This is a genomic window from Mesorhizobium sp. M0140, assembly GCF_040322475.1.
In the GTDB taxonomy this organism is placed as follows: Bacteria; Pseudomonadota; Alphaproteobacteria; order Rhizobiales; family Rhizobiaceae; genus Mesorhizobium.
The window spans coordinates 96,996-119,594 of the sequence record NZ_JAMYTM010000017.1 but is presented as its reverse complement, the minus strand read 5'-3'; the positions used below and the strand labels follow the sequence as shown (position 1 = coordinate 119,594).

The window sequence follows — 22,599 nt, the reverse complement described above, 5'->3', positions numbered from 1 at the left end:
TATTCGATTGGGAATAGCGGCAATTGGTTAGAAAACAGATAAGCCAATGGGATCGGCCGCAACCGTCGGCCGGCCATCATTTCTGCCGCACGCGGCCACCGACCGAACCGGCAACTCCATGCGAATGCGGGCGCCTTGCCAGGAGCCCGCCAATATCCGGATGGAGCCGTCGTGCAGCAGTGCGATCTGCCGGGCAAGGTTCAATCCCAGACCGGCGCCGCGCGATTGCGGCTGCAGGCGGTAGAAGGGCTCGAAAACATTCTCGTGCTCATCGGCCGGAATGCCTGGGCCTTCGTCGCGGATTTCGACGCCGCCGGTTTCATAGATCGCTATGGTGATCGTGCCGGAACCGCCGCCATGATCGATGGCATTGCGCACGAGATTTGCCAGCGCCCGCTCGATCTGCGGCACGTTGATCTCGACATGGACCTTGTTGGCTGTCGGCTCGAAGGCAAGATCGTAGCCTGCTTCGATGGCGAGCGGGGCAAAGTCGGCCGCGACCCGGCTGACAAGATCGCAGAGGTCGATGATTTGGCGCTGGTCCGCCGGGCGGTCGAGCAACTGGTGGTCGAGCAGCTGTTGCGCAAGATGCGACAGGCGCTCGATGTCATGCAGCAGGCGCGCGCTTTGCGGTTCCTGCTTCAGCAATTCGGCGCGCGTGCGCAGGATGGCGATCGGCGTGCGCAGTTCGTGCGCGGCGTCGGTGAGGAAGCGATTGTGCCGGTCATAGCCCTGGGCGAGGCGCGCCAGCGTCTGGTTGAAAGCATGCACGAGCGGCGCGATCTCCTGCGGCACATTCTTGACCGGCAGTTGCATCGCACGGGTGCCGATGTCGATGCGCGCGGCCTGCTGGACGGTGTCGACAAGTCCGGCAAACGACCGGCGCACGACGGCTGGCGTCGTCACCAGGGTCGTGGCTCCCATGACGAGGACAATCGGCAACAGCAGGATGACGATGATGGCCACGAGAGCGGGAAGCGCCTTCTCCCAGTTCCTGCTGCCATCCGGGTTCTTGGCGACGTCGATGCTGGCCGAAATGGTGACCTCGAGGCCCTCGGTCTCTTCCCGCGATGACCTTGTCGCGGCGATGATCTGAACCGTGCCGGCCTTGGTCGAAACCCTTTCGAGATAGGCCTCCGGCCTCAAATCATCTTCGGAAAATCCGATGGTGGCGTGATCGGCCTGGCCCAGCAGATCGCCAAAATTCCTGGTGTAGACGTCGGGTATGCTGCCGAAGCGGATGCTCTGGCCGCTGTTGTCGCGAATGATGTACCAGACATTGGGGAAACCCTCACGAAACGAACGCAGCCCGTCGGTCTCATGGACGATCAATATGCCGTTGCCGTCACGATCGACGGCATCCTTGAGGGCGGCGACGGCAGCTTCGTTGTCGACAAGAAGCCGCGGATTGGCGATCCATAGCGCGGCCGCGCACAGCACGATGAAGACAAGGAGTGTCGCCGCCTGCAGCAGGATCATCCGCCGCACCAGCACCCATTGCAGCGATCGCGTGCGCGGCTTCTTCACGAGGCGGCCCGCAAGAGATAACCGAGGTTGCGGATCGCCCTGATCTCGATACCGGCAGCGACGTCGTCAAGCTTGCGACGCAGCCGCGAAATGTGCGCATCCAATGCATTAGAGCCGATCTCGTCGTCGAGAGCATAGACGGCTTCTTCCAGCGTCCCGCGCATAATCGTCCGGCCCGGCCTGCGGATGAGCGTTTCGAGCACCAGCCGTTCGCGCCGCGGCAGCTCCAGCGTCTGGTCCTCGACAAGCGCCTCGCGATGGCGAAAATCATAGGTGAGGCGGCCGACCACCGTCTGGTGGGCGCGCGTGGTGAACGAACGCCGGTGCAAGGCATTGAGCCTGGCAACCAGTTCCACCGTGGCGAACGGCTTGACCATGTAGTCGTCGGCGCCGGCATCGAGCCCCGCCACGCGATCGTCGAGCCCGCTGAGCGCCGTCAACGCGATCACCGGCACGTCCAGATGCAAGGCCCGCAGGCGCGGGATCAGGCTGAGGCCATCGCCGTCCGGCAGCCGGCGGTCCAGCACCACCGCGTCATGGTGGCCGAGCCGCGCCACGGCTTCGGCATCCGCCAGTGTCGCGGCATGGTCGACGATGATGTCCTGGCGCTCGAGCGCGGTCTTCAGCACCGAGGCCATTTCCGGCTCGTCCTCGATCAGCAGGATGCGCATGCGCACTCTCCGTCACAGGCAGCCGGCACGCTGTGGCAATTCATTCGCATTCCAGCTTCGGTTGACGAAAATTGGTGATGAACCATCGGCCGCCCGAGGCGCGGGCATAGAACGTATAGAAGCATTCCTGGCGCTCGATATAGCCAGGCGTTTCGGTTTCTTCGTAGACGGTTCCGTGTTTTGTGTGGCGAACCTCGCCGCTGGAGGTCCCGGAAACCGCGTTGGTGGATATTGTCCGCCACTGATAGGCCCGCTCGCCCCGACCGAGATCAACGACGGCGGTCGGCGGCCCGTAGTCCAGAATGACCGATTCGACCGGTTGCCCGATGTAGTTCTTCATAATGTCGGAGGCGCATCCCGTCAGCACCAGCACGATTGCGACGAAGAACGCCTTGGAGATCCACACCAGATGGTTTGCGCTGCGTTTGGACATATCCGATTCCCGTCATCAAGGTTATCCGCGGCACCGAATGCATGTCGCCCAAAAGTGGCCCCGGTTTTGGGGACAACGACATGCACAAAAACAAAAACCTGAAGCGGGCCGCATGATCCGCTTCGATGCGACGCGCTTTAGGGTGTGAAGATTGCATCGACATTACGCAGGACCTGGCACACAAATGCGGTCTGCCGACACGCGTCGACGCCGGTGCGGATGGACGCAAAGCAATTGCGCGGCCCCGTTGCATCCGGGCGCCGCGCAAGGTCGTTCGAGCAAAATACAGACGGGTTCAACGGAACCCATGGCCTGCCCTAGAACCGGTAGTTGATGCCGGCCTTCAGTTCATGGCTGCCGATCGTCGCCTTGGATTTGCCCAGGGCGGACGTCGTTTCGACGCCTGGGGTGCGCACATAGTCATACTCGACCTTGGCCGAGAGGCCGCCGGCAAAACCCTGCTCGATGCCGCCGCCGACCAGATAGCCGAGTTTCCATCCGTCGGTGCTGCTTACCTTGTCGCCCTTGTCGAATTTGGTCATGGCGACGCCGCCGGTTCCAAACAGCAGCGTCTGGTCGAAGCTCAAGCCGGCCTTGGCCTTGGCGGCTCCGCGCCACTTTTCCTTGATCTTGCCGCCCCGGACGTCGTGCTCGGCGCCACCAAGATAGGAGCCCTCGATCTCGGCACCGAGAACCGCTGGACCCATCTGCTGGTTGTAGCCGGCCTGAACGCCGCCGCTGAGACCATTCCTGCCGGCAAACGGGTTCGGCATCCCGGTGAACGCCGTGCCGCCATGCACGCCGACATAGGCGCCGCTCCACTGGAACGCGGGGGGATCATTGTAGGTGGGCGAAAGGTCGGCGGCCATCGCCGGCCCTAGGAGGCATACGGCAAGGGCACTTGCCGTCAGGATGATCTTTGCTTGAGAGAACACTGCATTACTCCACACACGCGCGCATCCGGCAATCGATGCGCAGGTTAATTCCCGAAGAACTCGACCGTTGGGGCGGTCGGGCTCCGATTTAGCGTCTTTCAGGATGGTTGCGCGGTCCTGGGACTGGCTTTCGCCAGCTGTGGTAGGGGGGTCAGAGCGCCCGCGCGGCCAATCACCTGAAAGACGCCGACCGTCTCGCAGGCGAAAATTGCACGCACATTGCGGGAAGTCGAAAAATGAAGATTTTTCGCTTTATTTTCAAGATATTAAAGCGGTTCTGTTTACGCAAATTTAACAGTCTGGCGCGGGTTTGGCCAGTTCAGCAGCACAATCTTGCCATGCAATCGCTCGGTGGAGGCCTTTGGCATCCCGCAAAACTGCCGGCTTGAAGCGGGCAAGCCAAGTGCGTATGTCTGGGCCGAAGCCCTCGAGTCTGGGTACCTCAATCTGGAGACGGGCCTTGTCCGCATTGACGCGCTTTCTTGGCGACTCGCCGCTCAAGGTGATCCTGAAACTGCTGGTGGTGTCTTTCCTCGTCGGCCTGGTCATGAATGCCTTCGGCTGGTCGCCGATGGATGTGCTCTACGGCATCCGGAAGTTCTTCATGGACCTGTGGAATCTCGGCTTCCACGCCATCGACCGCTTTCTCGGGTATATCCTGCTGGGCGCGGCTATCGTCGTGCCGGCCTTCATCCTGTTGAGGATCGCCAACTACCGGAAGTAGAGCATGATCCCGAAAAGTGGGAACCGGTTTTCCGACAAGACCGTGCTTGAAAAAGGACTATCAGGCGTAGCCCGCGGCGACCTCGAACAGGATGGCGTGGCGCGCCGCATTGACGCGCTTTCTTGGCGACTCGCCGCTCAAGGTGATCCTGAAACTGCTGGTGGTGTCTTTCCTCGTCGGCCTGGTCATGAATGCCTTCGGCTGGTCGCCGATGGATGTGCTCTACGGCATCCGGAAGTTCTTCATGGACCTGTGGAATCTCGGCTTCCACGCCATCGACCGCTTTCTCGGGTATATCCTGCTGGGCGCGGCTATCGTCGTGCCGGCCTTCATCCTGTTGAGGATCGCCAACTACCGGAAGTAGAGCATGATCCCGAAAAGTGGGAACCGGTTTTCCGACAAGACCGTGCTTGAAAAAGGACTATCAGGCGTAGCCCGCGGCGACCTCGAACAGGATGGCGTGGCGCGCCGCGAGTGCGGGCACATCCGTTGAATAGCCACCTCCGATGACGCCGCACACCGGAACGCCCTGCGCGCGAAAATGGCTGATGACCATGTCGTCGCGGGCGCGCAGGCCGTCATCCGACAGCGACAGCCTGCCAAGCCGGTCCTCAGCATGGACGTCGACGCCGGCATTGTAGAACACGATGTCCCAATGGGCCTGGGCGGACAGTTCCGGCAGGATGTCGGCGAGCCTCTCGAGATAGGCGGCGTCACCCGTGCCGTCGGGCAGCGCGACATCGAGGTCTGAGGCGATCTTGCGCACGGGATAGTTGCGGTCGCCATGCATGGAAAAGGTGAACACGCGCGGATCATCGGCGAGAATATCCGCCGTGCCGTCGCCCTGGTGCACGTCGAGGTCGACGACCAGGATGTTTTGTGCCGCGGCTTCGGCGAGCAGGACCAATGCGGCGACGGCGACATCGTTGAAGGTGCAGAAGCCCGCGCCCTGCGCGCGCCGCGCATGATGGCTGCCGCCTGCGGTGTTGCAGGCGATACCGTGGCGCAAGGCCAGCCGCGCCGCCAGCACGGTGCCGCCGGTGGCAAGCTGCGCGCGCAGCGAGACGCGGGGTCCGATCGGAAAACCGATCTCGCGCTCGATCTTCTCGGGCACGCGGCAGTTGACGACCTGGTCGACATAGTCCGCCGCATGGGCAAGCTTCAGCCATGACGCTGGTGCCGGTTCGGCGGTGCTGAGCGCGTCGGGGCCGGCGAGGCCGCGCGTACGCAGCGCCTCCATCAGCAACGGATATTTGCTCATCGGAAAGCGATGGTTGACGGCGAAGCCGGCGTCGTAGTCGGGATGATGGACGATCTGCAGAGGCATGAAATCGTATCCGGCTGGCTCACGCCAGACCGGGATTTCGGTTGGCCGTCAAGGGATAGGTGATTGCGCGGTGGCCGGAAAATGGGGCACATCGACGGTTCTATCAAGCCGCAATCAGCAAGGCAGCAATCCTTGGACAAAGGTGCAACACCAGCCGACGCCGGATCCCCTATCCACGCGGGATCCCCGATCCACCCCGGATCATTTGTCGTCACCAACCGCTCCGTGCTCGCCATCGCCGTGCCGATGACGCTTGCCTATCTGACGACGCCGATGCTCGGCCTGGTCGACACGGCTGTCGTCGGCCAGTTCGGCGATGCCGCCCTGCTTGGCGGCCTGGCGGCCGGCGCATTGATCTTCGACGTCGTCTTCACCTCTTTCAATTTCCTGCGCTCGGGCACCACCGGCCTTGTCGCACAGGCGTTTGGGCGTGGCGATGCCCTGGAGGAACAGGCGGTGTTCTGGCGCGCCGTGCTGATCGCGGTTATCGCCGGCATCGTGCTCGCGGCCCTTGCCCCACTGGTCGCCATCGCCGGGCAGAAATTCATGGGCGCCGAACCGCGCGTCAGCGAAGCGATGGGCGTCTACATCCGCATCAGGCTGCTTGCGGCACCCTTCTCGCTGATCAACTATGCCATCCTCGGCTATGTGCTGGGGCGCGGCGAGGGTGGGCTCGGGTTGATGCTGCAGCTGGTGCTCAACGGCATCAACATCGCGCTCTGCTTCCTGCTTGGGTTGGAACTTGGCTGGGGTGTCGCCGGCGTTGCCTGGGCGACCGTCACCGGTGAGTTCCTGGCCATGCTGCTCGGCCTGGCGATCGTGATCCGCCGGTTCCGGTCGGCCCCGCCCTTGCCGCGCCACCGCCTGCTCGACATGGCCGCCTTCCTGCGCATGATGTCGCTCAACCGCGACATCATGATCCGCTCGTTCTCGCTGCTCGCCGCCTTCGCATTGTTCACCCGCCAGGGCGCACAGTTCGGCACGGTGACGCTGGCCGCCAACGCCGTGCTGATGAATTTCTTTCTCGTCGCCGGCTATTTCCTCGACGGCTTTGCCACCGCCGCCGAACAGCTGGCGGGCCGTGCAGTCGGCGCGCGCGCCGCCGCACCGTTCCGCCAGGCCGTCCGGCTGACGCTGTTCTGGGGTTTCGGACTGGCGGGAGCCGCGACGCTGGTAATGCTGTCTGGGGGCGCCAATCTGGTCGCTCTCGTGACGACATCGGAGGACGTCCGTTCGGTGGCCGACATCTACCTGCCGTGGGCGGCATTCACGGCGCTGAGCGGTGTGCTGGCGTTCCAGATGGATGGCGTCTTCATCGGCGCGACCTGGTCCCGCGACATGCGCAACATGATGCTTCTGTCGTTCCTGGTTTTCGCGGCCGCGCTGCTGACCCTTGCGCCCGCCTTCGGCAACAATGGACTGTGGGCGGCGCTGCACGTCTTCCTGCTGGTGCGAGGCTTCAGCCTGCTGACGATCCTGCGGCTCAGGGTACGGACGGCGTTTTAGACGATGTCCCCCGGAAGGCCCTGCGCCGTCCAGGCACCGAACGACACCTGTTCGCGATAGGAATTTTTTCTTGACTCGGTGACCTCAGCTATGGTACATATTTGTTTATGGTGCTGATTTGCGCCAGTGACCCGCCGCACAGGCGGGTTTTTCGTTTGATGCTCCGTCAGCCAACGCCCCGGCGAGACTCCGAAGGAACCCGTTAACCCGGGTTCGTTGCCAATGCTGTGCGGTCGGATGCACTTGCACTTCCAGTCGATTTCCAACAGACTTGATGCACCAATCGTTCCAGGGCGAGCTTATGCGAAGCTACCTGCCATATGTCTTGGGCGCGGCGCTGGGATTGCTCGCTGCGTTCATTCTCTCCGCGGTTTCTGGCATCGGCGGAACCGCGCAGTTGTTTCTCTTCGGAGTGTTGCCTGCCATCGGCGGCACCATCTGCGAGCGGGCCGTCAGTCGCAATCTACGCTCCTGAGAGCGGTTCAGAGTTGCCTGGACGCCCAGAAGTCGAGGCGGCTGTCGCGCAACTCGCAAATCGACTTCAACCGTTCCTTTTCGACGAAACGGATCATTCCGGAAAGAATACGGGCTGGTAGCGAGGGCCCGGCATAGATCATCCCGGTGTAGAGCTGCACCAGATCAGCGCCCGCGCGGATCTTGTCGAGCGCCGTATCGGCGGAATCGACGCCGCCGACGCCGATGATGGCAAGCTCCGGCCCGAGTAATTTGCGCATCTTCGCCAGCACGATGGTCGAACGCTCGAAGAGCGGCTTGCCGGAGAGTCCCCCGGTCTCGCGCGCGGTGTCGCCGCTACGCAGCGGCGGTCGGGAGATGGTGGTGTTGGAGACGATGACGCCGTCCACCTGCTTTTCGGTGACCTCGGCGGCGATGTCCTCCAGCTCTGCCTCGACCAGATCCGGCGCGATCTTCAGGAACACCGGCGGCTGCGCCGTTCCCGTGGCGCGCGCGGCCATGACCCGCGACAAGAGTTCGCCAAGCTGCTCGCGCGCCTGCATGTTGCGCAGGCCCGGCGTGTTGGGCGAGGAGATGTTGACGGTGAGATAGCTGGCGTACTGCGCAAACCGGGCGACGCCGCGCTCATAATCGCCGATGCGGTCGCTGCTGTCCTTGTTGGCGCCGATGTTGACGCCGACGATGCCGGAGCGGCCCTTACGCGCGGCAAGGCGCTTTTCGGCCGCTGCATGGCCTTCATTGTTGAAGCCCAGCCGGTTGATCACCGCATCGTCGGCCGTCAGCCGGAAGATACGCGGCTTCGGGTTGCCGACCTGCGGCAGCGGCGTGATCGTGCCGACCTCGGCGAAACCGAAGCCGAGGCCAAGCAGCGCGTCGGGCACCTCGGCGTTCTTGTCATAGCCGGCCGCCATGCCGAGCGGATTGGGGAAATCGAGGCCGCAGACGCTGACCTTCAGCCTGTCGTCGCGGACCGCCGGCGCACCAACCGGAACGCCGCATCGCAAGGCGGCGATTGACAGGCCATGCGCCGTTTCCGGATCGAAGGCGAACAGCAGCTTCTGGCCGAGCCGGTCGAGCACGCTCATTGCCCCTCCAGTGCCGGGAACTGGTGCACACCATCGGCGCCAAGCGGCAGTGGTCGGACCCACAGCACTGCTTTCAGGTCCAGAACGTCGTAGAGATGCGGAAACAGTTCGCCGCCGCGCGAGACCTCGTATCTCAGCGCAGTGCCCAGGCCGGCGCCGTCGACGGCGACCAGCAAAAGGTCTGTCTGGCCGGCAAAGTGCTTTGTCGCCGTTTCCCTGACCTGTGCTGCCGTGGAGAAGTGGATGAAGCCGTCGGCGACATCGATCGGCGCGCCGGTGAAGCGGCCATGCGTTTCGGCCTCGCGCCATGGCGCTTGCGGGGTTATCTTGTAGATAATCTGAGACATGGTTGCGCTATAGAGCAGTTCCAGGAAAAGTGTGAAACGGTTTTCCCGGGGAAAGCGCATAGCGCTTTCCCTTGGGAATTGCGTCAAGAAGATTCCGAACCAGCCATTCGGGAAAGGCCACGCCAAGGGTCTTCCCCATTTCCGGCGCAAACTTGCGATATCTGAGGCCTTGGCCATGGAGGACAACATGCGTCTGCAGCACATCTTGATCCCCGCCGCGCTCGTTTCGCTGATCGCGGCTTCAGCTTACTCGGAAGAAACCGACCGCTACCGGCTGGAAAAGTCCGATAACGGCTTTGTCCGTATCGATACGCAGACCGGCGCCATGTCGATTTGCGAGGAGCGTTCGGGCCAGCTCGTCTGCAAGATGGCGGCCGACGAACGCGCTGCTTTCCAGGACGAGGTCGACCGCCTGCAAACCTCGATGAAGGTGATGGACGAGCGCGTCACCAAGCTCGAGAATTCGCTCTCCGCCCGCCTCGAATCGAAACTGCCGAGCGAGGAGGATTTCAACAAGACGATGAGCTACATGGAGCGCTTCCTTCGCGGCTTCATGGGCATCGTCAGGGATATGGACAAGGACAACGGCGCCCAGCCCAATTCGCAGAAGACCTGAGCGTTTCAACCACGGGAGGCGGCGCGCTGGCTTTGCCGCTTGAAAACAGCGCGCAGCCCCTCATAATCGTCCAATTGAACCCGAAAAGCCAAAAATCATCGGGGATTTGGGGAGGGACATTTGCCGGCAGGCTATTCTTTCGTCATCGCCGACGATCACCCGCTGTTTCGCGGTGCGCTGCGCGAAGCGCTCGCCGGCATCGGCAATGTCGCCGCCATCCATGAAGCCGGCGATTTCGAGAGCGCCAAGGCGCTGGTCGTGGCCAACGAGGACGTCGATCTGGTGCTGCTCGACCTGTCGATGCCGGGCGCCAGCGGCCTGTCCGGCCTGGTCTCGCTGCGTGGCATCCATCCGGCGGTGCCGCTGGTCGTGGTGTCGGCGCATGACGATCCGGCGACCATCAGGCGGGCGCTCGATCTCGGCGCTTCCGGTTTTATCTCCAAATCGGCCAGCATGGAGGAGATCCGCAGCGCGGTGCAATCGGTGCTTGCCGGCGACATCGCAGCACCAGTCGGCGTCGATCTCGGCATCGAGCGCGATCCCGAAATATCGGACCTTATCAAGCGGCTGCAGGCTTTGACGCCGCAGCAGACACGGGTGCTCGGCATGCTGGCCGAGGGCCTGCTCAACAAGCAGATCGCCTATGAACTCGGCGTCTCCGAGGCTACCATCAAGGCGCATGTCTCCGCCATCCTGCAGAAGCTCGGCGTCGACAGCCGCACGCAGGCGGTGATCCTGCTGTCCAAGATCGGAAGCGACCCGCTGCAGCCGGCGGGTTGATCGCCAGGGCGCCTGTTCAATCAGAATAGTGTTCAATCAGAGCACTGAACCTCCGTCCGCCGCATCGGCCGGCCGTTGAAGCTTGCGAAACTGATGGCGGCCATGATCCAGACGCCGATCCCGCCATAGAGCATGACCCAGCCAAAGCCGTTGCGCAGCGCATCCTGGGCGACGGTCCCGGCGGGCCCGGAGATGGGATTTCCAGCAGCGATAGCTTCGGCGAGAAGACGCAATTGGGCAGCGTCGAGGTCGGGCAGCGCATGCCTCAGATGCGCCAGCACACCGCTGGCCAGGATGAAGCCCATCACCGCGATGTTCAACGCCAATGAAACCATGCGCGCGCTCATGTCGATGCCGGAGGCCATGCCGGCGCGATCGCTCGAAACGGAACCCGTCGTCGTGTTGGTGACAGGTGTGTTGGTTATTCCCAGACCCATCCCCGCGATCAGGCAGCCGGGCAGCATCGTCAGCCAGTCCGGTTGCGCGGCGGCGCTGCCGAACTTCATCAGGATGAACCCGACGCCGATGATGACGAGGCCCGCCGGAATGATGATGCCGGGCCGATAACGCAGCGAAAAGCGTTCTGCCAACGGCGGCAGCACAAGCGTTGGCAGCGTGTAGGCAAGCAGGGCAAGGCCGGTGGAGACGGTGTCATAGCCGAGCCCGGCGTGGAACCAGATCGGCAGGTAGATCATGAAAGGCCAATAGCTGAGGTTCATCGCGGCCGAGCCGACGATGGCGCCCGAAAAGGGCCGGATCCGGAAGACCGAGAAGTCGAACATCGGCCGCTGGCTGACCTTCTCGGCAATGAGGAAGGCGATGAAGCTCACTATCGAGATGCCGAGGATCGCCAGCGCGGCAGGGCTGGAGAAACCCAGATCCGGCCCCTGGATGATGTAGAAAACGAGGCAGAAAACCGACGGCGACAGCGTCAGAATGCCTGCTACGTCGAGCTTGCCCGCCTGTGGATCCTTCGATTCGTGGACGCCCATCAGAGCGAGGGCGAACGCCAGCGCCGCAACCGGCACGTGGACAAGAAATACCCATTGCCAGCTCGAGACCGCGACAATGCCGCCGCCGATGATGGGGCCGAAGCCGAGGCCGGTGCCGAAGATGACGCCCCACCAGCCCCATGCGACGGCGCGTTCGCGCCCTTCCCGGAATTCATGCGACAGCACGGCAAGCTGGCAGATCAGCATCGCACCGCCGCTCAGGCCCTGCAGAAACCGGGCGACAATGAGCGTGGAGACGCTTTCGGCGACGCCGCAAATCAGTGATGTCAGGCCGAAGGCGGCGATGGCGACCAGAAAGACACGCTTGCGCCCGTAACGATCGGCGATCGTGCCGACCGCCATCAGCACCGTCGTGACCGCGATCGTATAGGCGTTCATCACCCATTGCAGTTGCTTGAAGTCGGCGTGCAGCATCTGCTCCAGTGTCGGCAGGATCGTGGGAACGCTTGAAATCTCCAGGCCGAACATCAGGCACGCCAGGCAGGCGGCAAACAGAACGATGATGCCTCGGCGGGTCAATACAGTGGGCATGATTCAACCTTTCGAACGTATTTGTCGGCAATCGGCGAATCCATTGCAACTCGCCCGGCGCGCGTATGGCCCAGAGTAGGCGAGGCTTGATCATTTTAGAATTGCATGGTTGGCTATTTCAGAGACAACAAGTGCGGATAGCTGACATGACGCTGGACGTAGACGCTGTGAAAACATTCGTCGCCATCGCCGATCTTCAGAGCTTTACGCGTGCGGCCGAGGCTCTTGGCAGCACGCAAGGGGCGATCAGCGTGAAGCTGAAGCGGCTGGAAGAGCGCGTCGGCCAGAAATTGATCGAGCGCACGCCTCGGCTGGTGCGCTTGTCGGCGCAGGGCGCGGTGTTTCTCCAGCCCGCACGCGACTTCCTCGCCGCGCACGACCGCGCCATCGCCAGCCTGTCTTCAGTTCGCCGCCGCTTCACCCTGGGCATCGCCACCCATGTCGGAGGCGCGGAAGTCCCGACATTGCTGGCGCGGCTCAATGCGCATGACCCGGCGCTCACCATCGAAGTGCGGCTCGATGATTCACACGACCTGCTGGACGCTTTCGATCGCGGTGAGATCGACGCGGCGATTATCCGCCGGGAGGACGACCGGCGCGATGGTGAATTGCTGGCGCCCGAACATTTCGGCTGGTACGCCGCGCCCGACTTCGTCCACCGGGCCGACGAGCCGCTGCGCCTGGCGGCATCCTCGCCATCATGCGGTATCCGCAACATCACGACCCGCGCGCTCGACGCTGTCGGAATACCGTGGACGGAGGTGTTCCTCGGCTGCGGCTCCTTCGCCGTTGCCGAAGCTGTCTCGGCCGGCCTCGCAGCCTCGGTATTTTCCTGCCGGCTTGCCCCATCCGGCACCATCGAGGTCAGCCGGAAATTCGGGCTTCCGGCGCTGCCGCCTTCCGAGATCGTGCTGCTTTCGACGCTGACGGACGCCAAGTCCCGCGAGGCGCTGAGGACGCTTGCAATGGCCTTTCGCGAGCATCGTCCGCCTGTGGCGGGCAATGCCGGACGGCCCCGGTTCCGCAGTTCCCAGATGGTCGACGGCCTGGCCTAGAGCAATTCTAGGAAAAGTGTGAAGCGGTTTTCCGTCTAGAATTGCGTTAAAACAAAGAGTTAGAGCAGAACGCCGTTTCCATGAAACGGTGAAATGCTCTAGGACACCACCCTCGGACACCAGGGCTGAGACCGGCCGCCCTTGATGCTATTCGGCCGCCGGTGCTAGCGGCCTGACCCTGGCCATCATCGAGCGCAGTACCGCTGGTTTGAGCGGTTTGTTGATCACCGCAATCTCGAGCCCGCCGGCGGCCGTGCGCACCTCGTTGGAGCGGTCGGCGGTGACCAGCACGGCCGGCAGGTTGTCGCCATGGGTCGCGCGCAGCCTGACGACGAGTTCGAGACCGGTTTCGCCGTCGAGATGGTAGTCGGCAAGAACGATGTCCGGGCGGTGTATCTTCGCGGTCTCCAGATCCTTTGAACCGGACACGGTGTCGACGTTGCAACCCCAGCCTTCGAGCAGGAGCCGCATGCCTTCGAGGATGCGGGCGTCGTTGTCGATGCACAGCACGTGCAGCCCGGCCAGCGAAGCCGTCGCGCGGGCAGGAACCCTGGCGTCGATTTCGCGTCGCGGTTCCTGCACGGCCGCGACGGGCAGGATGACGGAGAAGCGCGTGCCTTTGCCTGGGTTGGAAAAGATCCGGATCTCCAGGCGCAGCACCCGAGCGATGCGGTCGACGATGGAGAGACCGAGACCGAGGCCTTCGGCCTCGCGCGCGCCCTCGTCGAGCCGGGTGAATTCGCGAAAGACGGTGTTCAGCTTGTCGCCGGCGATGCCGATGCCGGTGTCGATCACCTGGATCTCGGCCAGTTCGCCGCGCCGCCTGACGCCAACCAGCACGCGGCCGTGGCGCGTGTATTTGATGGCGTTGGAGACGAGATTCTGGATCAGGCGGCGCAGCAGATTGCGGTCCGTCGTCACTGTCAGCGATGACGGCATGATGGTCAGCGCGAGCTTCTTTTCGGCGGCGAGCGGCCGGAAGTCGTTGCCGATCTGGCGCAGCAATCCGTCGAGGTTGAAGGCGGTATCGTCCGGCTTCATTGCGCCGGCATCGAGGCGGGAGATGTCGAGCACGGCGCCGAGAATCGTCTCGACCGATTCCAGCGAGGATTCGATGTTGACGGCCGCCTTGCCGGCAGGCCCCTTGCCGGCCTTCTCGATCAGCGAGGAGCAATAGAGCCGGGCGGCGTTCAGCGGCTGCAGGATGTCGTGGCCGGCGGCGGCGAGGAAGCGCGTCTTGCCGAGATTGGCCTCCTCGGCCAGCATCTGCGCCTGCGCCAGCTCCTCATTGACCCGGGTCAGTTCGATGGTGCGGGTCTTGACGCGCTGTTCCAGCGATTCATTGGCACGCTTCAGCGCCAGATCCTGTTCCACGCGCCCGGAAATGTCGGCATAGGTGGCGACGATGCCGCCGTCCGGCATCGGGTTGGAGCGCAGTTCCAGGATGCGGCCCGAGGTTTTCAGCTCCATCTGCCATGGGCTGACGAAACTGGTCAGCCGGTTGAGCATGGCCACACGCTGATCGGCGGGGATGTCGCCGCGTTCGGCGAGATGGCGCAGGATGCGGTCGAGCGAGACGCCGACCTGGCCCATCTCGTCGGGCAGGTCGAACAGCGCCCGGTATTGGCGGTTCCAGCAGATCAGGCGGAAATCGCGATCGAAGACGGTGATGCCCTGTTCCATCTGGTCGAGCGCGATCTGCAACAGGTCGCGGTTGTGCTGCAGCGCCTCGGTGGCGTCGTCGAGCAAGCGGAAAGCATCCCTGGATTCGCGGTCGTGGCGCCGAAACAGCAGCGACAGGATCAGCCGCGCCGAGGAGGAACCGACGGCGCTGGCGAGCAATTGCTCGGAGAAGCGGATGACGTCCATGCTCGCCTGCTCGTTGCCGTGCAGCGAGGCTCCGTTGGTCTTTTCGAACGACTGGAAAGAGCGCTCGGTGCGCTCGACGCCGAGATAGCGCCCGATCGTGTCCTTCAGGTCGTTGACGGTGATGGCGGTGCGGAAGCGGCGCAGGCTTGGCATCGGGCCGGCATCGCGCGGCACGAAGATCGACGCCTGGATGCGTTCCAGCGGCACCGATGCGCGCGACAGCGAGCCGAGCACGAAGAACACCGCGTTGAGCGACAGGCTCCACAGCACGCCGTGGTTCAGCGGTTCGGCGACGGTGCCGAACAATGCCTGCGGCCGCAGCGCCTCGAAGCCGAACAGCCCGTGCACGATGATGCCGGTATCAGGGGCGGCAAGCGATGGAAACAGCAGCGTGTAGCCCCAGACGAGGATGCCGGCGACCATGCCAAGTGCCGCACCCCGACCATTGGCGCCGCGCCAGATCAGCCCGCCGATCAGCGACGGCGCGAACTGGGCGATGGCAGCGAACGACATCAGGCCGATCGACGACAGCCGCGCGCTGTCGGTGCTCTCGCGATAATAGAGGAAGGCGATGAACAAGAGGATGAAGATCGCCCCGCGCCGCACATTGAGGATCAGCGTCGACCAGTCCTCGGTCTCGGAAGTCGAGGTCTTGAGCAGGCGGCGCACGAACAATGGAATGACGAGGTCGTTGGAGATCATGATCGACAGCGCCACGCTTTCCACGATCACCATCGCCGTCGCCGCCGACAGGCCGCCGATGAAAGCCGCCATCGCCAGCACATCATGACCGCTGAACAGGGGCAGCGACAGCACGTAAAGATCGCTGCTGGTTCCGGTGCCGACCAGCGAAAGGCCGGCGAAGGCGATCGGCAGCACGAACAGGTTGATCGCCACGAGGTAGAGCGGAAACACCCATGTCGCGGTGCGCAGTTCGGCCTCGCCGCGGTTCTCGACGATGGTGACGTAGAACTGCCGCGGCAGCATGATGATGGCAAAACCGCTGAGGCACGTCAGCACCAGCCAGGTGGCGAGCGAGGTGTTGTAGCTCATCGCCTGTCGGACCTGCGCGTTCTCAGCGAGCTTGTCGAACATGTCGCCCGGGCCGCCGAAGATCAGGAAGGTGACCATCAGGCCGATCGCCAGGAAGGCGGCGAGCTTGACCACGGTTTCGACCGCCACCGCCAGCACCAGCCCATCCTGGTGTTCGGTGGCGTCGGCGTGACGGGTTCCAAACAGCACCGCGAACAGCGCCAGGAGCATGGCGACGACCAGAGAGATGTCGCTGACGAAGGGATCGAACGAAGGCGGCGATCCCGTATAGTGCTCGACCATCAGGCTGACCGAACCGGAGATCGCCTTCAACTGCAGTGCGATATAGGGCACCGCGCCGATGGTGGCGATCAGCGTGGCGATCGCCGCGACGGTGAAACTCTTGCCGTAGCGCGCGCCGAGGAAATCCGCGATCGAGGTGATCTTCTCGGTCTTGGCCAGCCGCACGATGCGGTTGAGCAGCGGGAAGCCGAACACGAAGACGAGCACCGGGCCCGTATAGATGCCGAGGAATTCGAGGCCGCGTTCGGAAGAAAGACCGACCGAGCCGAAGAAAGTCCAGGATGTGCAGTAGATTGCCAGGCTAAGCGCGTAGATGAAAGGCCGCCCCCGGCTCGGCTCGGAGATGGCCGAGCGGCGGTCGCCGATGCTGGCGATGGCAAACAGCAGCGTCACATAGGCGATCGCGATGATGACGATGAACAAGCCCTGCACGCTTGGACTTTCCTCCTCTGCCGTCTTTCTATCCGGCTTGCCCGGACGCAATCACAGCTTGGCGTCCGAGTCCATTGCGGCTTTGGAAGCATGATCGCGACCGCGATATTCAGACAGTACAAGCAAGGTGCCGTCAGGTAAGAAGAAAGCGGTTGTTTTCTCCCTTTTATCGATGTTGCAACCGGAGGTTTTTGTTATGTTGCCTCAGGTCGATGCCGCAAGGACGGAAACGGCAGCTTGGCCAGTCACGACAAGGAGGGTCGAATGCTGAAAGAATTCCAGGAATTCATTTCCAAGGGCAATGTGATGGACCTTGCGGTCGGCGTCATCATCGGCGCGGCCTTCGGCAAGATCGTCGATTCCCTTGTCAACGACATCATCATGCCGATCGTCGGTGCGATTTTCGGCGGATTGGACTTCAACAACTATTTCTTCGGATTGTCCTCAGCCGTCAACGCGACCTCGCTGGCCGATGCCAAGAAGCAGGGCGCGGTCTTTGCCTATGGCAGCTTCATCACCGTGGCGCTGAACTTCCTCATTCTCGCGTTCATCATCTTCCTGATGGTCAAGGCGGTGAACAACATGCGCAAGCGGCTTGAGCGCGAGAAGCCCGCTGCTCCGGCCGCTCCGCCGCCCGCCGATGTCGCTCTGCTCACCGAAATTCGCGATCTGCTCGCCAGGCGCTGACCGCGGCTGGCATTTGCTGGACCAAAACCCCGGTCGTTCGCGGCCGGGGTTTTCTGTTTTCGCATCTGGTATGGACCGCTGACGAAAACCGCAGACCAAAACGGACCCGCCAATGACCCTGATCGACAGCTTGCGCCCTGAGGCCCGTGCGGCACCCGAAAGCGGCATTGTCGCCGTCGTCAATTACGGCCGCCTGCGCGAAGGCATGATTCCGCTCTGGGCCGGCGAGGGCGACCTGCCGACGCCAGCCTTCATCACCGATGCCGCGTCGAAGGCGCTGGCCGGCGGCGAGACATTCTACACCTGGCAAAGGGGCATCCCCGATCTCAGGCAGGCGCTCTCCCGCTACTATGCCAGGCATTTCGGCAAGACCTTCCCGGAGGAAGAATTCATCGTCACCGGCTCCGGCATGCATGCCATCCAGCTGGCGCTCGACGCGCTCGCCGGCGCGGGCGACGAGGTGGTTTATCTGTCGCCGGCCTGGCCGAATTTCGATGCTGCAGCAGCGATAGCGGGAGCCGTTCCAGTCGCGGTCACGCTCGATCATTCCGGCAATGGCTGGTCCTGCGACGTCGAGAAGATCGCGGCTTCGATCACGCCGCGCACAAAGGCGCTGTTCATCAACACGCCGTCGAATCCGACCGGCTGGACCGCCGATCATGAGACCTTGCAGGCCATCCTCGATCTGGCGCGCGCGAAAAACCTCTGGATCATCGCCGACGAGATCTATTCGCTTTTCCACTATGGCCACGGCCGCGCGCCGTCCTTCCTCGACATCGCGTCGGCGGAAGACCGCATCCTGTACGTCAATTCCTTCTCCAAGAACTGGGCGATGACCGGCTGGCGCGTCGGCTGGATCAAGACGCATCCGAGCTTGCAGCAGGTGTTCGAGAACCTGATCCAGTATTCGAACTCCGGCGTCGCCCAGTTCATGCAGCGCGGCGCGGCCGCCGCGCTTGACGGGGGCGATGCCTTCGTTGCCGAACAGGTGGAGCGGGCGCGCAAGGCGCGTGACCTTGTCTGCGGCATCCTCGGTGCCACGGATCGTGCTCGGTTCACCGTGCCGCAGGGCGCGTTCTATCTGTTTTTCACTGTCGACGGCATCACCGATTCACGCACCGCTGCCTTCGACATTGTCGACAAGGCCAATGTCGGCTTGGCGCCAGGCACCGCTTTCGGCCCCGGCGGCGAGGCGTTTTTGCGGTTGTGTTTCCACCGCCGCCTCGACCAGGTCGAGGAAGCGGCGCACCGGCTGGCAAATTGGATGAAGGCTATTTGAGCCGCCGACGAAGCGCGGATTGAAAATCGCTCCGGCGAGCCAGATAGCCGCCGGAGCAGAGTTTCAAACGGCTTCAGCCGCCTGACTTGGGCACCAGCAGGGGAATGATGCGGTCGCTCTTGGCCACCGAAGGCCGCCCGGCGGAGCCATAGGGGATGCCGAGCGCATCCCAGGTCTCGACCAGCGCATCCTGCAATTCGGCGATCAGTGCATCGGAATGGAACGGCGTCGGCGTGATGCGCAGCCGCTCGGTGCCGCGCGGCACGGTCGGGTAGTTGATCGGCTGGATGTAGATGCCGTGCACGCCGAGCAGGCGGTCGCTGGCCATCTTGCAGGCCTCCGGATCGCCGACCAGCAGCGGCACGATGTGGGTCGGCGAGTCCATCACCGGCAGGCCGGCGGCCGACAGGATCTGCTTGGTTCGGCTCGCCTGCTGCTGCTGGGCGTCGCGCTCGGCCTGCGAGCGCTTGAGATGGCGGATCGACGCGGTCGCGGCAGCCGCGATCGCCGGCGGCAGTGCCGTGGTGAAGATGAAGCCCGGCGCATAGGAACGCACGGCGTCGATCACGGCGCTGGTGCCGGTGATATAGCCGCCCAGCGTGCCGAATGCCTTGGCCAGCGTGCCTTCGATGATGTCGATGCGGTCGGCCAGGCCTTCGCGCTCGGTGATGCCGCCGCCGCGCGGCCCGTACATGCCGACGGCATGGACCTCGTCGATATAGGTCATGGCGTTGTAGCGCTCGGCGAGCTCGACGATCTCTCTGATCGGCGCGATGTCGCCATCCATCGAATAGACGCTTTCGAAGACGATCAGCTTGGCGCGTTCGCGCCCCGCCGCCTGCAAAAGGCTTTCCAGATGCGCCACATCGTTGTGGCGGAAGATCTTCTTCTCGGCGCCGGAACGCCGCACGCCTTCGATCATCGAGGCGTGGTTCAATTCGTCCGAGATGATCAGGCAGTTGGGCAAAAGCTTCGCGATGGTCGAGATCGAGGCTTCGTTGGAGACGAAACCGGAGGTGAAGACCAGTGCCGCTTCCTTGTCGTGCAGGTCGGCAAGCTCCACCTCGAGCTCGACCAGCGGGTTCGAGGTGCCGGAAATGTTCCGGGTGCCGCCGGCGCCCGAACCCATCTTGCCTGCCGTATTCTGGAACGCGGCGATGACGTCGGGATGCTGGCCCATGCCAAGATAGTCGTTGGAGCACCAGACGGTGATTTCCTCGGCGCGGCCATTGGAACGCCAGATGGCGCGCGGGAACTTGCCCGCGATGCGCTCCAGGTCGGCGAAAACGCGGTAGCGACGCTCGGCATGGAGCTGGTCGATCGCTTCCTCGAAGAACCGCTGATAGTTCATGTCGACTTCCCAATTTTTGCGCGGGATCATAATCATTGGCCTGTTGGTCGTCCACCTGGCCTTTTTGGTCAAAATGCCACGCCCCGGACCTGTTCCTAACGACCACGGATCGTGGCCTATTCCCTTGATGTGGATCAACTTTGTTTCAGGACGATGCCACTGGCCGGCAATGCCGGTTACCACGGGTTCCAATGGTCATGCGGCGGGCTTTCCAGTAGAGCGGGGGTTGAGACAGTTTCCGATAAATCTTGGATAAGCGAGGACGCGGATGACGGTTTTGGTTACAGGCGGCGCCGGTTACATCGGCAGCCATATGGTCTGGGAGCTGCTGGATGCCGGCGAAAGCGTGGTCGTTCTCGACCGTCTTTCCACCGGTTTCGAATGGGCGGTGGCGCCCGAGGCAAGGCTGGTTGTCGGTGATGTTGCCGACAGGGAATTGGTCGGCGGGGTCATCAGGGAGAACAAGGTCGACGCGATCATTCATTTCGCCGGCTCGATCGTGGTTCCGGAATCGGTCGCCGACCCGCTCAGCTACTATGAGAACAACACCTCGAAGACGCGCACGCTGATCGAAACCGCGGTGCGCGAAGGCGTGCCCAATTTCATCTTTTCCTCGACCGCCGCCGTCTATGGCGGAGCCGGCCTGGAGCCGGTGCGCGAGGACGCCCGCCTGTCGCCGGAATCGCCCTATGGCCTGTCCAAGCTGATGAGTGAGTGGATGCTGCGCGACGCGTCGATCGCGCATGGCCTGCGCTATACCGCGCTGCGCTACTTCAACGTCGCCGGCGCCGACCCGAAGGGCCGCACCGGCCAGTCGACGCCGGGTGCCACTCATCTGATCAAGGTTGCCTGCGAGACGGCACTTGGCAAGCGGCCGTTCATGCAGGTGTTCGGCACCGATTATCCGACGCCGGACGGCACCTGCATGCGCGACTACATCCATGTCAGCGACCTGGCGGCGGCGCATCGCCTGGCCCTGCAGCGGCTGCGCGCCGGGGGCACCAGCCTCGTCGCCAATTGCGGCTACAGCCATGGCTATTCGGTGCTCGAGGTCATCGACAGCGTGCGCCGCGCCTTTGGCCGTGATTTCGAGGTGAAGATGGGCGACCGTCGCCCTGGCGACGCCGCGGCGGTGGTCGCCAATTCGGATCTCGCCCGCGCCGAGCTCGGCTGGACCCCGCAACGCGACGATCTCGACCAGATCGTCGCCGACGCGCTCGCCTGGGAGCGCATCCTGACCGGCAAGAACTCCGCGCGCGGCTGAGCCGGGTTCTCCCAAGGGCTCGCAAGGCGGGCAGTGAAGCGCTATTGAAGGCATTCGCGGCAAGGCGCGGAGGCGCCGCACCGCGAGGAGCTCTTGGGGGATGGCATGAAAATAACGGTGCTCGGGGCCGGTGTCGTCGGTACGGCGGCCGCCTATTATCTGGCCAGCGACGGCCATGAGGTGACGGTGATCGAGCGCCATCCGGCGGCGGCACAAGGCACCAGCCAGTCCAACGCCGGCCTGGTGTCACCGGGTGACGCCACCGCCTGGGCCTCGCCGGCGGCTTTGAAGACCTTCCTGCGCGGGCTCTACAACCATGATCTCGGCATCAAGGTCAGGCTGCGCCTCGATCCCTATTTCCTCGCTTGGAGCATGCGTTTCTTGCGCCAGTGCACGGTGGCGCGCCTGCGCGCCAACACCGACATCAAGCTCAGGCTCGCGCTCTATTCGCGCGACTGCATCAATGCGCTTTCGGAAGCCACCGGCATCCACTACGATGAGCGCAAGAAGGGCATTCTCTATTTCTTCCGCTCGCAAAAGAGCCTCGACACCGGTACCGACAATTACCGTTATCTTGCCAAGCACGGCCTGCCGATCGAAATCGTCGGCCGCGACCGGCTGGTCGAGCTGGAACCAGGCCTTGCCGGCGTCAAGGACAAGATTGCCGGTGGCGTCTATTCGCCAACCGACCAGACCGGAGATTCCAAGCAGTTTGTCGACAGGCTGGCCGCCTATGCTGCCGAGAAGCTCGGCGTCAAATTCCTGTTCGCAACGACAGTCGAAGGCCTCGACATCGAGGGCGATCATGTGCGCGCGGTGATGACGTCGGCCGGCCCGGTCGCTGGCGATGCCGTGGTCATCTCGATGGGACCGGAGAGCGGCCTGCTCGGGCGCCGCTACGGCATCGACCTGCCTGTCTATCCGGTAAAAGGCTATACCGCGACGATTCCCTTGGAGGACGAAAGCAAGGGACCGACCATGGGCGGCGCCGACGAGGACCGGCTGATCGGCTATTCCCGGCTGGGCAACCGCTTGCGGATGTCCTCGACGGCTGAATTCACCGGCTTCGATCGAACTTTCAAGCCCGCCGATTTCAAGACGATCATCAGCACCGGCAAGGATCTTTTCCCGGGTGCCTTCGACGAGAAGAAGGCTGTGTTCTGGGCGGGCCTGCGGCCGATGATGCCCAACTCGGTGCCGGTCATCGGCCAGGCGCGCTACAAGAACCTCTATCTCGACACCGGCCACGGCCACGTCGGCTGGACCATGGCCTGCGGCTCCGGCAAATTCCTTGCCGACCTCGTTTCCGGCCGCAAGCCGGAGATCGACCCGCAGGGACTGGTCTACGGGGGCTAGTG

General features: G+C 63.3%; 21 protein-coding genes. 11 read left to right on the top strand and 10 right to left on the bottom strand.

Features of this window, described 5'->3' with window-relative positions:
• Window positions 1–27: 27 nt before the first annotated feature.
• The 4 genes from NKJ37_RS18520 to NKJ37_RS18505 form a co-directional block, all read right to left on the bottom strand.
• On the bottom strand, window positions 28–1,527 hold the full coding sequence (locus NKJ37_RS18520) for a sensor histidine kinase (RefSeq protein ID WP_352441474.1): 1,500 nt from the start codon (window positions 1,525–1,527) through the stop codon (window positions 28–30).
• On the bottom strand, window positions 1,524–2,198 hold the full coding sequence (locus tag NKJ37_RS18515) for a response regulator transcription factor (protein ID WP_128305258.1): 675 nt from the start codon (window positions 2,196–2,198) through the stop codon (window positions 1,524–1,526). The genes NKJ37_RS18520 and NKJ37_RS18515 overlap by 4 nt, the downstream gene beginning before the upstream one ends.
• Before the next feature lie 40 nt (window positions 2,199–2,238).
• Window positions 2,239–2,631 (bottom strand): hypothetical protein, encoded by a 393-nt coding sequence (locus tag NKJ37_RS18510; protein ID WP_352441472.1) that lies wholly within the window; start codon window positions 2,629–2,631, stop codon window positions 2,239–2,241.
• A gap of 317 nt (window positions 2,632–2,948) precedes the next feature.
• Window positions 2,949–3,566: an outer membrane protein gene (locus NKJ37_RS18505; protein ID WP_128305256.1), complete on the bottom strand. Its 618-nt coding sequence runs from the start codon at window positions 3,564–3,566 to the stop codon at window positions 2,949–2,951.
• A gap of 460 nt (window positions 3,567–4,026) precedes the next feature.
• On the opposite strand from NKJ37_RS18505, the gene NKJ37_RS18500 reads away from it, so the two are divergent.
• Window positions 4,027–4,290 carry a DUF6460 domain-containing protein gene (locus NKJ37_RS18500; RefSeq protein ID WP_023813886.1) on the top strand — a complete coding sequence of 88 codons (264 nt, stop codon included), beginning with the start codon at window positions 4,027–4,029 and terminating at the stop codon, window positions 4,288–4,290.
• A gap of 91 nt (window positions 4,291–4,381) precedes the next feature.
• Window positions 4,382–4,654 carry a DUF6460 domain-containing protein gene (locus NKJ37_RS18495; RefSeq protein ID WP_352774608.1) on the top strand — a complete coding sequence of 91 codons (273 nt, stop codon included), beginning with the start codon at window positions 4,382–4,384 and terminating at the stop codon, window positions 4,652–4,654.
• A gap of 60 nt (window positions 4,655–4,714) precedes the next feature.
• Here the strand turns inward: NKJ37_RS18495 and NKJ37_RS18490 are convergent, their stop codons facing one another.
• Window positions 4,715–5,617 (bottom strand): histone deacetylase family protein, encoded by a 903-nt coding sequence (locus tag NKJ37_RS18490; RefSeq protein WP_352774607.1) that lies wholly within the window; start codon window positions 5,615–5,617, stop codon window positions 4,715–4,717.
• A gap of 132 nt (window positions 5,618–5,749) precedes the next feature.
• On the opposite strand from NKJ37_RS18490, the gene NKJ37_RS18485 reads away from it, so the two are divergent.
• Together NKJ37_RS18485 and NKJ37_RS18480 are read left to right on the top strand one after the other, a co-directional pair.
• Complete coding sequence (locus tag NKJ37_RS18485; protein ID WP_502902003.1) at window positions 5,750–7,123, top strand: MATE family efflux transporter; 1,374 nt, start codon at window positions 5,750–5,752, stop codon at window positions 7,121–7,123.
• 301 nt (window positions 7,124–7,424) lie between these two features.
• Window positions 7,425–7,598, top strand: a complete 174-nt coding sequence (locus NKJ37_RS18480) for a hypothetical protein (protein ID WP_352774605.1) — start codon at window positions 7,425–7,427, stop codon at window positions 7,596–7,598.
• 7 nt (window positions 7,599–7,605) lie between these two features.
• Here NKJ37_RS18480 and NKJ37_RS18475 read toward each other — a convergent pair whose 3' ends face one another.
• Together NKJ37_RS18475 and NKJ37_RS18470 are read right to left on the bottom strand one after the other, a co-directional pair.
• On the bottom strand, window positions 7,606–8,682 hold the full coding sequence (locus NKJ37_RS18475) for a quinone-dependent dihydroorotate dehydrogenase (RefSeq protein WP_352774603.1): 1,077 nt from the start codon (window positions 8,680–8,682) through the stop codon (window positions 7,606–7,608).
• Window positions 8,679–9,029, bottom strand: a complete 351-nt coding sequence (locus NKJ37_RS18470) for a DUF952 domain-containing protein (RefSeq protein WP_023813891.1) — start codon at window positions 9,027–9,029, stop codon at window positions 8,679–8,681. Before NKJ37_RS18470 ends, NKJ37_RS18475 begins: the two co-directional genes overlap by 4 nt.
• A 187-nt stretch (window positions 9,030–9,216) precedes the next feature.
• Here NKJ37_RS18470 and NKJ37_RS18465 point away from each other — a divergent pair, with 187 nt between their 5' ends.
• Window positions 9,217–9,645, top strand: a complete 429-nt coding sequence (locus tag NKJ37_RS18465) for a hypothetical protein (protein ID WP_352774601.1) — start codon at window positions 9,217–9,219, stop codon at window positions 9,643–9,645.
• Window positions 9,646–9,765: 120 nt separating this feature from the next.
• Entirely contained in the window at window positions 9,766–10,425 is a 660-nt protein-coding gene (locus tag NKJ37_RS18460; RefSeq protein ID WP_352774600.1) for a response regulator transcription factor, read from the top strand.
• 32 nt (window positions 10,426–10,457) lie between these two features.
• On the opposite strand, the gene NKJ37_RS18455 is transcribed toward NKJ37_RS18460, so the two are convergent.
• On the bottom strand, window positions 10,458–11,969 hold the full coding sequence (locus tag NKJ37_RS18455; RefSeq protein WP_352774598.1) for an MFS transporter: 1,512 nt from the start codon (window positions 11,967–11,969) through the stop codon (window positions 10,458–10,460).
• A gap of 146 nt (window positions 11,970–12,115) precedes the next feature.
• On the opposite strand from NKJ37_RS18455, the gene NKJ37_RS18450 reads away from it, so the two are divergent.
• Window positions 12,116–13,024, top strand: a complete 909-nt coding sequence (locus NKJ37_RS18450) for a LysR family transcriptional regulator (protein WP_352774596.1) — start codon at window positions 12,116–12,118, stop codon at window positions 13,022–13,024.
• Window positions 13,025–13,171: 147 nt separating this feature from the next.
• On the opposite strand, the gene NKJ37_RS18445 is transcribed toward NKJ37_RS18450, so the two are convergent.
• Window positions 13,172–16,660, bottom strand: coding sequence for a PAS domain-containing hybrid sensor histidine kinase/response regulator (locus NKJ37_RS18445; RefSeq protein ID WP_352774594.1), 3,489 nt, complete (start codon window positions 16,658–16,660; stop codon window positions 13,172–13,174).
• Window positions 16,661–16,924: 264 nt separating this feature from the next.
• Here NKJ37_RS18445 and mscL point away from each other — a divergent pair, with 264 nt between their 5' ends.
• Entirely contained in the window at window positions 16,925–17,347 is a 423-nt protein-coding gene (gene mscL, locus NKJ37_RS18440; protein WP_027038576.1) for a large conductance mechanosensitive channel protein MscL, read from the top strand.
• 112 nt (window positions 17,348–17,459) lie between these two features.
• Entirely contained in the window at window positions 17,460–18,626 is a 1,167-nt protein-coding gene (locus tag NKJ37_RS18435) for a pyridoxal phosphate-dependent aminotransferase (protein ID WP_352774592.1), read from the top strand.
• 73 nt (window positions 18,627–18,699) lie between these two features.
• On the opposite strand, the gene hemA is transcribed toward NKJ37_RS18435, so the two are convergent.
• Complete coding sequence (gene hemA, locus NKJ37_RS18430; protein WP_127297829.1) at window positions 18,700–19,977, bottom strand: 5-aminolevulinate synthase; 1,278 nt, start codon at window positions 19,975–19,977, stop codon at window positions 18,700–18,702.
• Window positions 19,978–20,245: 268 nt separating this feature from the next.
• Between hemA and galE the strand changes: the two genes are divergently transcribed.
• Together galE and NKJ37_RS18420 are read left to right on the top strand one after the other, a co-directional pair.
• Entirely contained in the window at window positions 20,246–21,241 is a 996-nt protein-coding gene (gene galE / locus NKJ37_RS18425; protein ID WP_352774590.1) for a UDP-glucose 4-epimerase GalE, read from the top strand.
• 105 nt (window positions 21,242–21,346) lie between these two features.
• Window positions 21,347–22,597, top strand: a complete 1,251-nt coding sequence (locus tag NKJ37_RS18420; RefSeq protein ID WP_352774588.1) for a D-amino acid dehydrogenase — start codon at window positions 21,347–21,349, stop codon at window positions 22,595–22,597.
• Window positions 22,598–22,599 lie beyond the last annotated feature (2 nt).